This is a genomic window from [Pseudopropionibacterium] massiliense (genome assembly GCF_900607225.1).
Lineage (GTDB): Bacteria > Actinomycetota > Actinomycetes > Propionibacteriales > Propionibacteriaceae > Arachnia > Arachnia massiliensis.
Genome location: NZ_LR027842.1, coordinates 2,564,362 through 2,577,910, shown reverse-complemented (window position 1 = coordinate 2,577,910; position 13,549 = coordinate 2,564,362). Strand labels below are relative to the sequence as shown.

Here is a 13,549-nt window from a genome sequence, read left to right as displayed (position 1 = left end):
GCCCCGGCGAAGATGCGAAGAACAGCCGAGAACTCGCCTCACTCGGGCAGCGAGCGGGTGCCGTAGATCTTCTCCCAGTCGTCGATGAAGGTGTCGACGGCGGCCTCGATGCCCGGCGCCGACAGGGCGACGCGCAGCAGCTTCGGCGACAGCGTCACCGCGTCGGCCCCCGCTTCGAGCGCGTGGGAGACCTGGGAGACGTTCTTGAAACTCGCCGCCATGATCTTGCTGGGGGCATCGAATCGGCGGATGAAACCGGCGAGGGCCTCCAGGGTGCCGCGGGTGTCGATGTCGAGCGACTGCATCCGGTTGTAGTACGGCGCCAAGTAGTCGACCCCGGTCGCGATCGCCAGGAATCCCTGGGTCTTGGAGTAGATCGCGGTAGCGGTGACCCTGACCCCCTCGGCCTTCAGGTGCCGCATGGCCGCGATACCGGCCTCGGTGGTGGGGATCTTGGGGTAGACCCTGTCGTCGATCCTGTCCAACAGCTTGTGGGCATCGTCGATCATGCCCCGGGTGTCCTTCGCGAGGACCTGCACGTGCAGGGTGCGATCCGGGCCGATGATCTCCCGGATCCGGCGGAAGTGCGCGTAGAAGTCGACCCTGCCCTCGGCCTTGAGGATCGTGGGATTGGTCGTCACGCCTGTGACGGGGTAGATCGGGGTCAGCCTCTCGATGTCGTCGAGATTGGCCGTGTCGAACAGGATGTCCATGGCGCACACCCTAACGCCGGGCCCGCCACCACTGCATCCAATGTTCAGCAGTGCTGTGTGACCACGTCAGTCACTCCTTCAGCGCGTACAACCAGGCCAGCAGGAGGGAACGGGAGAACCCGTCGTCGATGGGCACCGTCTCCGCCAGGTCGATCGCCTGCTTCCGGGCATCCGGCCCGGACATGGCCCAGTAGGCCAGCAGCAGGTCCCCGTAGGTGCGGTTGAAGGTGTCAGCCGTCAACGCCTCGTCCACATTGGTTGCCACCCGGCTCCGGTCCACCCCCAGATAGGTTGATGCGGGGGTCACGGGAAGGACCTGGATCGCCAGGCCGGCTTCCGGGTCGGGGGAGAACCACGTGGCGAAGTCCCGTTTGCCGCCGAAGTTCAACGGCAGGTAGCTGTGGTCGAGCGGGGCGTACAGCGGATCGTCGACGTTGAAGTTCAACCAGTACTTCAACGCGGCGTCAGCCTCGCCGGACTGCATCCATGTGGCCTGATCCGCCAAGGCCTGATCACCACTCGCCTCGGCCCAGAGCCGCAGTCCCATCCAGGCGGCGACGGCCTCGCTGGTGGATTCCTGGTTGTTGGCGTCGGCGAAGGGTGAGGTGCCGGAGGCCCACGAGTGGGAGGCGTAGACGTCGTAGACGCGCATGGCGGGGAAATTCTCCGAGGCCGCTGGGCGGGCGATGTCGGAGGCCAGCAGGGTCGCGACCGGTGACAGTTCCGGGAGCAGGGCCGGGTCGTCCATGGCGACGAGGGCCGCGGCGTGCAGGAAGTAGCCGTAGTGGAAGTGGTGGTCGTTGAACTCGTCGCTGCCGAAGGTGGACACCAGACCGACCATGCCGTGATTGGTCTGGTCGTAGAAGAAGCAGCGGTCGGCCTTCGAATCAGCGCATCCTGCGGGGTTCAACCACGTCTTCAGCTCGGGCACCAGACGGTTGCGGACCACGTCGGCCAGGTCGTCACGCCCCAGCGTTTTCGCCAGGTGCATGAGCTGGGCGTCCCGGGCCAGTGCCTTCCCGGCGAAGTAGGTGTCGGCAGGGTAGGCGGCAAGGTTCTGCACGTCCGTCTCGAGATGTGTTACGAGGTTCGTCCGGGCGGTGTCGTCCAGACCTTCCAGGGCGTAGGTCGCCGGTGCTGGCTGCTTCGGTACGCTCCATGTCACCGATGGGGAAAGACACAGCTGGAGCGTGCCGTAGACGCTCTTGTAGGTTCCCAGGTTGCATTCCTGGGTGGTGCCCGCCGACTGGTGGGGCATGATGGCCACCAGGGCGGGTGCCCCGTCGCTGGTGTGCCACTCGATGGTTGTGGAGACCTTCTCGTCACCGACCTGCCACGACGTTTCGGACGACGTCACGGGGTGGATCTTGTCGAGCAGGTCCGCCTTCGACATCCCGTCGGGGACGGCGGTCCACGTTGCCGTCTGCCCCTCCGTGAGCTGCAGCTGGGAGGCCCCGGACCCGGGGTCGGGGGTCAGGGCGAAGTGGTCGGGCAGCGGGGAGGTCTCCAGACTCACCGACCTCGATGCGGTGAAGGTGACCTGGGGGGAACCCTGGGCCAGTGTGACGCGGCCCACAGGGCCGGATGCGTCCCGCGCCTCCGCGACGACGGTGACCGTGTCGTAGGCCACCACGTGCCAGCCATCAATGCCCGGCAGGGTCACGGAGACCTCGGGCCTGTGGCCACCGAACAGGGTTTTCTCGGTGGACTGCACATCCGGAAGCCCGAAATCGAACCCGGTCGTCTTCAGCTGGAAGCTCAGCGGCAGGGGGAAGACCGGTAGGGATTCGGGGCCGAAGACCATCCCGGAGAACCATCGGTTGGTGGGTGGTACGAGACCATCCGCGAGTCGGGCCGGGTTGAGATCCTTGCCCTGGCGATGGTCCACCGCATCCAGGGCGGTGGCCTCGCCGGACATCTCGCTCGTCGGTTGGGCCGTCGGCGTCGGTGTCGGGGGTGTGGGTGACGGCTGGCCCAGGCACCTGCTGATCAGCAGAATGATCGCTATCAGGCAGACGAGGGCCAGAAGATACTTGAAATAGCGTTTCACCGCAGACCGATCTTCACGAGGAACTCCCGCAACGTTTGAGTGGGGCCGGCCAGGATCCCGTCGTCACGCAGGCTCATGACTGCGGTGACGGGTGTGTTCCGGCGGGTGAGCAGCGCGAGATCCTCCTCCTGGAGCCTGTCGCTCGAGACCGTCACCTCGGTGATGGTCTTCTTCGACTCCTCGTCGGTGCCGATGTTGACACCCATGACCTGTCCCTCCACGAGCTGGCCGTCCGGCAGGTGGATGGCAACCTTGGCGTTGGTCTCGATTCGCCCGTAGTCGGAGGGGTTGAGCTGGAAAGTCGCCACCACTGTCTTGTTCGTACTGGCGACGATCTCCGCCAAGCGTTCGCTGCTGTTGACATAGCTGCCCTTGACCGCCGTGAAATTGTCCAGATAGCCATCGACGGTGGCTTTGAAGGTGATGGTTCCGGCATCCATGTCCACTGTGTAGGCGTCGGTGCTGGTGGGATTGATACCGAGCCTTATCAGGTCTCTCAGATTGCTGCTGATGGTGAAGAGGTCTTCACCGCTCGACACGGAGTCACCGGTGTTCTTGTAATGCTCCTTGACCACGCCGGAATACGGGGATGCTACCACCGTGCGAGGAGCTTCGACACGAGCCGCGACGCTGGTCACCTGGTTCTGCCGTTGGTTGAACAGCAGTGTCAAGACACCGAGGAGAAGGATTACCAGGACGATACCGACGAGGAGTTTGAGGCGATTCAGGAAGGACACGGGTCAGCCCTTTCGGTTGTGAAGTTCGGGGTTCTCGGCAAGGACGCCCTTTGCTGCCTGGGCGTCCAGAATTGCTTCTGCGTCCAAGGCCTCGGGGTGTTTGGTCTCCGATGTCAGTTGCTTGTTCGAATCGAGAGGATCGGATGCCGCCACGCCGCGCTTGGGTCGGGTGTCATCACTTCGATTCCGCTCTTGCTTCCTCTGCCGGTTCTCCAAGAAGGCCGTCACGACGAAAGCGCCGAGGAAGAAGGTGTTCAAGAGGCACCAGAACGTGGCAATGTTGACGTGCCCCATCGAGTAGTCCCGATAGATCGAGACGATGGAGGTTCCGAGCATGAAAACGAATGCCCACACCTGCACCATCATGAAGTTGAAGGCCGATGCCTTGCCGCCGGTAGCGCCAGTTACCGACCATTTCGTGTCCACCTTGAGCAGGGCGTTGAAGAACGCCTTGATGTAAATCGGGAAAGAGTTCGCCGCCAGTAGGAGTACCTCCCAGCGGAAAGTTCCTGCTATCACTGCCGCCAGCAATATCTGCATGCCATAGAAGCCGGGGTAGAACAAGGCCCATTCGTACCATTTGACTGCAAGCGTCACGGGGCGTAGATCGAAGAAAACCTCCAAGATCGGGACCAGCATGAGAAGACCCGGGGCTATACCCGTGAAATAGAAGGTGCATGTTGCGAAGTACATGATTCGCTGGTCCATGCGGAGGCGCCGGCGTGGGCTGAGAGGGTTGTGTGTGAAGAGGATCTCGAACCCGCCGGTGGCCCAGCGGAGCTGCTGCTTGCTGTAGGACTCGATGGTGTCGGGGGTGTCGCCGACGGCGAGTTCCTTGGGCTGGAAGATCGAACGCCAGCCCCGCTCGTGCATGAGGATCGAGGTCCAGATGTCCTCGGACTTGGACTGGGTGTAAATCCCGCCGATGTCCTTGACCGCGGCGCGCCGGAACAACACGTTGGTGCCGACGCAGAAGGCAGCGTTGAACTCGTTGCGTCCCGGCTGGATGAAGCGGTAGAAAACCATCTGGATGAAGCCGGCGCCCCGGGAGACGATGTTGTTGAGGTTGCCGTAGACCTGAGGGGTCTGCACGAAGGCCACGTTCGAGTCCTCCATGAACGGAACCGTCTCGTAGAGAAAATTGGGTTTGGCCACGAAATCGGCGTCAAAGATGACGAAGAACTCGGCTTTTGCAACGGACAACGCGTTGTTGATGTTTCCCGCTTTTGCTCCGGAGCTGCCGAGGCGACGAACGTAGCGACAGCCGAGGGATTTGGCGAGGTCGCGTACCTCGTCGGAATCTCCATCGTCCAAGATCCACGTGGTGTGGCGGCCGTGCATGGCCATGGCGGCCTTGACCGTGGTCTCGATGACATCCAGTGGTTCGCCGTAGACCGTGATGAGCACATCCACATCGACCTGACGATCATTCAGGTACATGGGCCACTTCGTGGGGTCGGAGTTGATCCTCAATCGGCTGTTGAGCTGCGGGTTGAACAACTTGGCCTGGGCGGTTTGGAACCTGTAGCTGGGTTGGCGGCCATAGCCCGACAGCATCGTCCACAGCGCCATGGAAGCCTGGAAGATGAGAATCAGCTCGCATGTCATGACGATGAGCCAAGGAATGAGGTCACCCCTGAAAGCGGGAGTGAGGATGAAAGCCGTATAGGCGAATACGCCGATCGACGCGAGTAGGGCCACCAGAAGCAGGGTGGGGGAGTAACGACCCGAGGTTGAGGCTCGGCGTTCCTCGGGGGCGAGGTCGTCGACGAGCGCGAGTTCGGTATTGGCATTGACTGTTGATAAGTCAACTTTCGATCGGTGGCGCCGGGAACGGCGTGACGATGACACGGAGCCTCCTGCTGAAGTTTGTTGTGCGGCTATCGCCTTTGGGAGCTGAAGGTTGTGGGGCGCGGCTACGGTTAACTTTCGCCGATCGAGAGCATACCGTACGTGCTCCGTTTTTCGTGTATTGACGGGGCCGTGCGGGGGAAGGTTATTCGCGGCCATCTGCAAGTGCGGTCTGGCTAGGGGTTTCGCTGAGCAGGGGGGTGATCTGTGAATAAGTTTCGAGGATTGTGGGTTCGCTCGGGCCTCTGGGGCCGCAATGCGATTGTGTCGGTTGTTCGGCCGGGTTGGGGTGGGCGTGGTCGTTCCCTCGTACCCGGGGATCTGTCCCGTGCGTGCTGACCGAGTGCATGCTGATCGATGGCGGGGCTCCGGCGCCCGCCGTCCTCGGGCGGGCGGCGTCCGGGGCGTGCGAGGGCGTGGATGATGCGTGTTGTTGTTTCTTGACGCTCTCAAACGATGGAGTATCGTAGGTCTTACGAAAGAGTTTCGTAAGTGAATGGAAGGGTCCAGCGATGGCGGTGGAACGCACGGAACGCGAGAGCGCGATCCTCGCGAAGCTGGCCGACGACGGACGACTGAGCGTCTCCGGCCTGGCCAGCGACTTCGGGGTCTCCGAGGTGACCATCCGCGGCCACCTGCGCACCCTCGAACAGCAGGGCATGCTGGTGCGCACCCGGGGCGGTGCGCGGCCCATCACCCTCCAGGGAATCCTGCAGCGCCAGCAGGTCAACGTGGAGGCCAAGGAGAGGATCGCGCAGGCCGCTGCGGAACTGATCGGTGACGACGACACCGTCATGATCGAGGCCGGTACCACCGCGGCGCTGATCGCCCGGCACCTGACCGGCAGGCGGGGAGTGCAGATCGTCACCAACTCGACGCTGGTGTTCAACAACGCCCGCGCCAACCCCGCGCTCAACATCATCCTCGCCGGCGGGGTGTTCCGGCCCGAGTCGGAATCCCTCGTCGGACCCCTCGCGGAACGCGCCATCGCCGATTTCAACACCCGCATCGCCTTCCTCGGCACCGACGGTTTCTCCCCCGAACGCGGCCTGACGACGCGTTTCGTCGAGGGGGCGCAGGTGGCCACCACCATGCGGGAACGCGCCGAACAGACCTGGCTGGTGGCCGACTCCACCAAGTTCGGGCAGGCGGGGTTCGTCTCCTTCCTGCCGCTGAATGCCATCACGGGCATCATCACCGACTCCGGTCTCCCCGCCGATGCCGTGGAGGCCCTCAAGGAACACACCCACGTTCGCATCGTCTAGGAGAAACCAAATGGCAACCGTCATAGTCATGCCGGCCCTCGGGAACAGCGTCGAGTCCTGTCTCATCGTGTCCTGGTCGGTCAGGGAGGGCGACACCATCGCCGAGAACGGCATCCTCTGCGAGGTGGAGACCGACAAGGCCTCCATGGAGGTGCCCAGCACCGCGTCCGGGACCGTGCTGAAGCTGCTGTGGGCCGAGGGCGACGACGTCCCCGTCATGCAGCCCCTCCTCGTGGTCGGGGAACCCGGCGAGGACCCCGCCCCCGTGCTGGCCGAGGTGGGTTTCGGCGCCGCGCAGGAGGAAGCACCCGAACAGGTCGCCGCCGCGGTCGCCGAACCCCCGGCGCCGCCGGCCACCGTCGCACCGGCGGCCGGCGATGAACGCGGCTCCAGCCCGCGCGCCCGCAACCTGGCCGCCGCCGAGGGCATCGACATCGCTGCCGTTCCCGCGGGCACCGGCCCCGGGGGGCGCGTGATCGCCCGCGACGTCGCCGCCGTCGCCGAGACCACCACCAGGGCGGCGGCCCGGGCCGGAGCGGTCGCGGGGCAGGGCACCGGGCTCGGTGGCCGCGTCAGCCAGGCCGACCTCACCACCCCCGCCGCACCGGCGGAGGAGACCCCCGCGCAGGCCCCGGTCCCCGCGGCGGCCGCGGGAGCCGACCCGGACTTCCCCGGGCCCAGCGCGACGACCCCGCTGAAGGGCATCCGCAAGGTGATCTCCGAGCGGATGATGCACTCCCTGGCCAGCTCCGCGCAGCTCACCTACACCACCACCGCGCGCGCCCAGGGCCTCCTCGACATGCGCAAACGGCTGAAGAACTCCGACCCAGCGCTCGGCCTGAACAAGGTGACCATCGGCGACCTCGTCGGATTCGCCGCCGTCAGGACCGCCGTCAAGCACCCCACCCACAACGCCCACCTCATCGACGGCGCGCTGACCACCTTCGAACGGGTCCACCTCGGTTTCGCCTGCGACACCCCGCGCGGCCTGCTGGTCCCGACGGTGCGCAACGCCTCGCAGCTCAGCCTCGGCGCGTTCTCCGCGATCTGCAAGGACCTCGCCGCGCAGGCCATCGAGGGCAGCATCAACCCCGACCTGCTGGGCGGGGCCACCTTCACCGTCTCCAACTTGGGTGGGTTCGGCATCGAACACTTCACCCCGCTGCTGAACGTGCCCCAGACCGCGATCCTCGGCGTCGATGCCATCTTCCCGCGCGCCCACCTCGACGAGAAGGGCAAGGTCCGCATCGAGCAGCGCATCGGGTTGTCGCTGACCGCCGACCACCGGGTCATCGACGGCGCCGACGCGGCCCGTTTCCTGCAGGACCTCGTGGCCTTCATCGAGAACATCGAACTGGCCGCCCTGAGCTGAGAGGACGAACAATGACCGACCACGACGTCATCGTGCTGGGCAGCGGCCCCGGCGGCTACATCGCCGCCGAGAGGCTCGGCCACGCGGGGAAGAACGTGCTCCTCGTCGAGGCCGCCTCGCTGGGCGGCACCTGCCTGAACGTGGGATGCATCCCCACCAAAACCCTCCTCGGGGCCGCCAAGACCTACGACCACGCCCGCCACGGCGCCCGGTTCGGTGTGAAGGTCGACGGTGCCCATATCGACTGGCCCGCCCTGCAGAAGTGGAAGGACAAGGTGGTCTCCACCCTCGTCGGCGGGGTCGCCGCCACCGAGAAGAAGGCCGGGGTCACCGTCGTGCACGGCCACGGCACCTTCGAGGGTCCCGGGAGGGTCACCGTCGACGGCGTCACCCACACCGCCACCCACGTGATCCTCTCCACCGGGTCGGTGCCCGTGATGCCCCCCATCCCCGGAGCCGAGGACAACCCGTTGGTCATCGACTCCACCGGCGCCCTCTCGCTGCCGGAGATCCCGGAACGCCTCACCGTGATCGGCGGCGGCGTCATCGGGGTGGAGTTCGCCTCGCTCTACTCGATGCTCGGCACGCAGGTCACCGTCGTCGAGATGCTGCCCGAGATCGTCCCCTTCGCCGACGACGACGTGGCCGCGCAGCTCCGCAAGGCCCTCGGCGAGGTCACCTTCAAGCTCGGCTGCCGGGTCACCTCCATCGACGGCGGAAAGGTGAACTGGACCACCGCCGACGGCGCCGAGGAATCCGTGGAGGCCGATCACGTGCTGATGGCCGTCGGGCGCCGGCCCGCCGTCGAGGGCTGGGGCGCGGAGAACACCGGCCTGGAGTACACGGGACGCGGAGTGGTCGTCGACGATCGGATGCGCACCAACCTGCCGAACGTGTGGGCGATCGGCGACGTCACCGGCCGCAGCCTGCTGGCCCACGCCGCCTACCGCATGGGCGAGGTGGCCGCCGCCAACATCCTCGACCCCGAGGCCCACCGCCGCGGCGAGGTGATGCGCTGGCACACCGTCCCGTGGGCCGTCTACACCGCCCCCGAGTGCGCGGGCATCGGACTCACCGAGACCGCGGCCAGGAAGGCGGGCCACGACGTCGTCACCGCGAGCGTCCCCGGCTACATGTCCGGCCGGTTCGTGGCCGAGAACGGCCTCCAGGCCCCGGCGCTGGCCAAGCTCATCCTCGACGCCGGGACCCGCCGGGTGCTGGGCATCCACGTGCTGGGCAGCTACGCGGCCGAGATGATCTGGGGAGCCTCCGCCGTGCTGGAAACCGAACTGGACCTCACCGACCTGCGCCAGCTCGTCTTCCCCCACCCCACCGTCAGTGAACTGATCCGCGAGGCCGCCTGGGCGGCCAAGGCCTGATCGACAAGGAAAGAGACAACGAAACCATGACCCGCTCACTCATCGTCGATCCGACGAACGTGCGTGCCAAGGGCGTCATCACGGCGCCCGAGATCCCCGTCAACGCCTACGAACCCAACTTCAAGGCGGAACTGAAACGCCACGGCAGGCAGGGGCTCATCGACATCCTGCACGACATGATCGCCGTGCGCTCCTTCGAGACCATGCTCAACTCCATCAAGACCACCGGCGCCTGGAACGGCGTGGAGTACAACCACCGCGGCCCCGCGCACCTCAGCATCGGACAGGAATCCGCCGTGGTGGGGCAGGCCTCGCAGCTCGGTGCCGACGACTTCGTCTTCGGATCCCACCGCAGCCACGGCGAGATCCTCGCCAAGTGTTTCTCCGCCTCCCGTAAACTCGATGCCGCGGACCTGGAACGCATCATGAAGGAGTTCCTGGACGGCGAAACCCTCTCCTTCGCCGAGCAGGTTTCCGACGATGACCTGCCCGATGTCGCCGAGAACTTCATCCTCTACGGTGCCGTCGCCGAAACCTTCGCCCGCAAGGCCGGTTTCAACCGCGGCCTCGGCGGCTCCATGCACGCCTTCTTCACCCCGTTTGGTTCCATGCCGAACAACGCCATCGTCGGTGGCTCCGCGGACATCGCCACCGGTGCGGCCCTGTTCAAGCGCATCAACCGCCGGGCAGGCATCGTGATCGCGAACATCGGTGACGCGTCGATGGGCTGCGGTCCCGTCTGGGAATCCATGATGCTGGCCGCCATGGACCAGTACCGCACCCTGTGGAAGGACGGTGTGGAGGGCAACCCGCCGATCTGGTTCAACTTCTTCAACAACTTCTACGGCATGGGTGGCCAGACCTCCGGCGAAACCATGGGCTACGACATCCTGGCGCGCGTCGGTATGGGCGTGAACCCGGAGGCCATGCACGCCGAACGCGTCGACGGCCTCAACCCGCTCGCCGTCGCCGACGCCGTCGCCCGCAAACGCGAGCTCCTCGACGCGGGTCGCGGACCGGTGCTCACCGACACCATCACCTACCGCTTCTCCGGGCACTCCCCGTCGGACGCCTCCTCCTACCGCACCCGCGAGGAGGTGGAGCTGTGGGAGAAACACGATGGCCTCAAGAACTACGCCGCCTACCTGATCAAGAACAAGGTGCTCACCCAGGCCGACGTGGACGCCATCCAGCAGGGGTTCGACGAGCGCCTCACCAAGGTGATCGCTCTGGCGACCCGGACCGAGGACCTCAGCCCGCGCGTGCACATGGACTTCATCGACACGGTGATGTACAGCAACGGCACCAAGGAGAGGCTGTCGGAGGAGGAACCGCAGCTGCTCACCCCGCTGGCCGAGAACCCGCGCGTCAAGGCGCTGAGGAACAAGATCCGCACCGCCCGCGACGAGAACGGCAAACCGGTCTCCAAGAACAAGGCCTTCGCCTACCGCGACGCGATCTTCGAGGCCGTGGCGCACCGTTTCGCCACCGATCCGACGCTCGCCGCGTGGGGCGAGGAGAACCGCGACTGGGGTGGCGCGTTCGCCGTCTACCGCGGCCTGACGGAGCTGCTGCCCTACCACCGCCTGTTCAACTCGCCCATCTCGGAGGCCGCGATCGTCGGTGCCGGTGTCGGCTACGCCCTCTCGGGGGGTCGCGCGCTGGTGGAGCTGATGTACTGCGACTTCCTGGGGCGCGCAGGTGACGAGATTTTCAACCAGGCCGCGAAATGGCAGGCGATGTCCGCGGGTCTGCTGGAGATGCCGCTGGTGATCCGCGTCAGCGTCGGCAACAAGTACGGCGCCCAGCACTCCCAGGACTGGTCGGCGCTGTGCGCGCACATGCCCGGTCTGAAGGTCTACTACCCGGCCACCCCTTATGACGCCAAGGGCATGATGAACCTGGCGTTGCGCGGCACCGACCCGGTGGTGTTCTTCGAATCCCAGTTGCTCTACGACAAGGCCGAGGAGTTCCAGCCCGGCGGTGTTCCGGAGGGCTACTACGAGGTTCCGGAAGGGGAACCGGTGGTTCGCCGCGAGGGCACGGACCTGACCATCGCCACCCTTGGCGCCACCTTGTACCGGGCCCTCGAGGCCGCCGACATCCTGCAGTCGAAGTACGGGCTGTCGGCCGAGGTCATTGATCTGCGGTTCGTCGCCCCGCTGAACCTCGACCCGGTGGTCGAGTCGGTGAAGAAAACCGGTCGGCTGCTGCTCAGCTCCGACGCCGTGGAGCGTGGCTCCTTCCTGCAGGACGTCGCGTCCAAGGTGCAGAGCATCGCGTTCGATCACCTCGACGCGCCCGTCACGGTGGTGGGGTCGCGCAACGCCATCACCCCGGCGGCGGAACTGGAGAAGGAGTTCTTCCCGCAACCCGAATGGCTGGTCGACGCAGTCCACGAACGGATCCTGCCGCTGCCGGGTCACGTGACCATCAGCAACCAGACCACCGCCGAACTGGCCCGCCGCACCCGCGAAGGGCTCTGACCCCACCCCTCGAAGTTGGTTGAGCCGTACTGCGATGTCTCCTCCCGAAGCTGGTTGAGCAGGACTGCGACATCCCCTCCCGAAGCTGGTTGAGCAGGACTGCGGCGTCCCCTCCCGAAGCTGGTTGAGCAGGACTGCGACGAAGGAGCAGTCCGTGTCGAAACCATCTGGCCCAGGTCCTCGGAGATGGTCGTCTTGGTTTCGACTCGATCTGCTCGCTGGCGCTCGCGGATCGGCTCAACCAGCTTCGAGAAAGGCAGAGCTGGTTGAGCCGGGTCGCGACGAAGGAGCAGTCCGTGTCGAAGCCATCCGACCCGGGTTCTCGGACAGGCGCGGTTCGGCTCAACCGACTTCAAAGGAAACAGGAAACACATGAAGCAGATCAATGACCCGGGGATCTCGCCTGAGGAACGGTTGGCGGTGTTGCGGATGGTCGCCGGCCAGGAGACTTTCCCCGACTGGGTGGTGGAATCCAACAACCACATTCACACCTGCTACTCCTTCAGCCCCTACACCCCCTCCGGTGCGGCCCTGGGGGCCAGGCGCGCCGGGTTGCGTGTGGTCGGTTCCGTCGACCACGACTCCATCGCTGCCGCTGCCGAGATGACCGAGGCCACCCGCATCCTCGGGATGGGCAGCGTGACGGGGTTCGAGTGTCGCGCTTTCTTCGACCCCGGCGGCCCCTTCGCCACCAGGAAACTCAACAACCCCGACTCCGCGGGGATCGCCTACATGACCGTGCAGGCAGTCCCCGCCCCGGCCAGGGCGGCGGTGGATGCGTGGCTCGCCCCGCGGCGGGCCGCGCGGCTGGAACGCACCCTCGCGATGGCGGAAGCCGCGAACTCCATCCTCACCGGCCTCGGCCTGGCGCCCTTCGACCCGCAAACCGGCATGGTGGCCCGCTCCCAGTACGCCAGTGGCGGCGGCATCACCGAACGCCACCTGCTGGCGGCCATGGCCGACGCCCTCATCGACGGTTTCGGCCGGGGAGACGCCCTCGTCACGGGGCTGCGCGGGATGGGCGTGACCATCCCACTCGCCCTGGAGAAAACCCTCGCCGAGACCCGCAACCCGCACCTGACCTACGACCTGTTGGGCGTGCTGAAATCGGAATACCTGGCCCGCATCTACATCCAGCCCACCGGTGACGAGTGCCCGACAGCCGAGGAGGTGGTGACCCTCGCCGACTCCGTCGGGGCGATCGCCACCTACGCCTACCTCGGCGACGTCTCCGCCTCGCCGACCGGCGACAAGAAGGCCGAGAAGTTCGAGGACGACTACCTCGACGAACTGTTCGACGCCATGGCCGAGCGCGGACTGCGGGCCGTCACCTACATGCCACCCCGCAACACCCCCCAGCAGCTGCGGCGCATCCACGAGCTCGCCACCCGCCACGGCATGTACGAGATCTCCGGGGTGGACATCAACCAGCCCCGGCAGTCGTTCACCTGTCCCGAGCTGCGGGATCCAGGGTTCGCGGCACTCAACGAGGCAACCTGGGCGCTCGTCGCCCACGAGGCCCTGACCTCCATCGACCCGTCGCTGCACATCCTCGGCGAGGGCCGTCCACGACCCGAGCGGCTCGCCGCCCGCATCGCCGCGTTCGCGCCTCTTGGTCGCGCCTTGGCCGACGGTGCCGACGCCGCCGAACTCGCCGCCACCGCCCCCAGACTGTGAAACCTGAAACCGGGAGAAC

At 65.9% G+C, this 13,549-nt stretch carries 9 protein-coding genes; 5 read left to right on the top strand and 4 right to left on the bottom strand.

The features are described from left to right. Positions 1–38: 38 nt before the first annotated feature. The 4 genes from E0E39_RS11450 to E0E39_RS11435 all read right to left on the bottom strand — a co-directional run bounded on the left by E0E39_RS11450 (position 39) and on the right by E0E39_RS11435 (position 5,510). Complete coding sequence (locus E0E39_RS11450) at positions 39–713, bottom strand: fructose-6-phosphate aldolase (RefSeq protein ID WP_130874856.1); 675 nt, start codon at positions 711–713, stop codon at positions 39–41. 70 nt (positions 714–783) lie between these two features. Then, entirely contained in the window at positions 784–2,763 is a 1,980-nt protein-coding gene (locus E0E39_RS11445) for a glycosyl hydrolase (protein WP_130874855.1), read from the bottom strand. Further along, entirely contained in the window at positions 2,760–3,500 is a 741-nt protein-coding gene (locus E0E39_RS11440) for an efflux RND transporter periplasmic adaptor subunit (protein ID WP_130874854.1), read from the bottom strand. The genes E0E39_RS11445 and E0E39_RS11440 overlap by 4 nt, the downstream gene beginning before the upstream one ends. Positions 3,501–3,503: 3 nt before the next feature. Continuing rightward, the gene (locus E0E39_RS11435; protein WP_245988480.1) at positions 3,504–5,510 is read right to left on the bottom strand and encodes a glycosyltransferase family 2 protein; all 2,007 of its coding nucleotides are present in this window, start codon (positions 5,508–5,510) and stop codon (positions 3,504–3,506) included. A 353-nt stretch (positions 5,511–5,863) separates the two neighbouring features. Between E0E39_RS11435 and E0E39_RS11430 the strand changes: the two genes are divergently transcribed. The 5 genes from E0E39_RS11430 (at position 5,864) to E0E39_RS11410 (ending at position 13,530) form a co-directional block, all read left to right on the top strand. Further along, entirely contained in the window at positions 5,864–6,616 is a 753-nt protein-coding gene (locus E0E39_RS11430; protein WP_130874852.1) for a DeoR/GlpR family DNA-binding transcription regulator, read from the top strand. Positions 6,617–6,626: 10 nt separating this feature from the next. Then, positions 6,627–7,988 (top strand): dihydrolipoamide acetyltransferase family protein, encoded by a 1,362-nt coding sequence (locus tag E0E39_RS11425; protein WP_130874851.1) that lies wholly within the window; start codon positions 6,627–6,629, stop codon positions 7,986–7,988. Between the two features lie 11 nt (positions 7,989–7,999). Further along, positions 8,000–9,367, top strand: coding sequence for a dihydrolipoyl dehydrogenase (lpdA, locus tag E0E39_RS11420; RefSeq protein ID WP_130874850.1), 1,368 nt, complete (start codon positions 8,000–8,002; stop codon positions 9,365–9,367). Positions 9,368–9,393: 26 nt separating this feature from the next. Then, positions 9,394–11,853, top strand: coding sequence for an alpha-ketoacid dehydrogenase subunit alpha/beta (locus E0E39_RS11415; protein ID WP_130874849.1), 2,460 nt, complete (start codon positions 9,394–9,396; stop codon positions 11,851–11,853). A gap of 372 nt (positions 11,854–12,225) precedes the next feature. Further along, positions 12,226–13,530: a PHP domain-containing protein gene (locus tag E0E39_RS11410; protein ID WP_130874848.1), complete on the top strand. Its 1,305-nt coding sequence runs from the start codon at positions 12,226–12,228 to the stop codon at positions 13,528–13,530. The last annotated feature ends 19 nt before the right edge of the window (positions 13,531–13,549 follow it).

What these genes read in the sequence shown, in the direction of transcription:
- E0E39_RS11450 (WP_130874856.1), bottom strand. Translation starts at nt 713, where the DNA reads ATGGACATCCTGTTCGACACGGCCAATCTCGACGACATCGAGAGGCTG.
- E0E39_RS11435 (WP_245988480.1), bottom strand. Translation starts at nt 5,510, where the DNA reads ATGGCCGCGAATAACCTTCCCCCGCACGGCCCCGTCAATACACGAAAA.
- E0E39_RS11430 (WP_130874852.1), top strand. Translation starts at nt 5,864, where the DNA reads ATGGCGGTGGAACGCACGGAACGCGAGAGCGCGATCCTCGCGAAGCTG.
- E0E39_RS11425 (WP_130874851.1), top strand. Translation starts at nt 6,627, where the DNA reads ATGGCAACCGTCATAGTCATGCCGGCCCTCGGGAACAGCGTCGAGTCC.
- lpdA (WP_130874850.1), top strand. Translation starts at nt 8,000, where the DNA reads ATGACCGACCACGACGTCATCGTGCTGGGCAGCGGCCCCGGCGGCTAC.
- E0E39_RS11415 (WP_130874849.1), top strand. Translation starts at nt 9,394, where the DNA reads ATGACCCGCTCACTCATCGTCGATCCGACGAACGTGCGTGCCAAGGGC.
- E0E39_RS11410 (WP_130874848.1), top strand. Translation starts at nt 12,226, where the DNA reads ATGAAGCAGATCAATGACCCGGGGATCTCGCCTGAGGAACGGTTGGCG.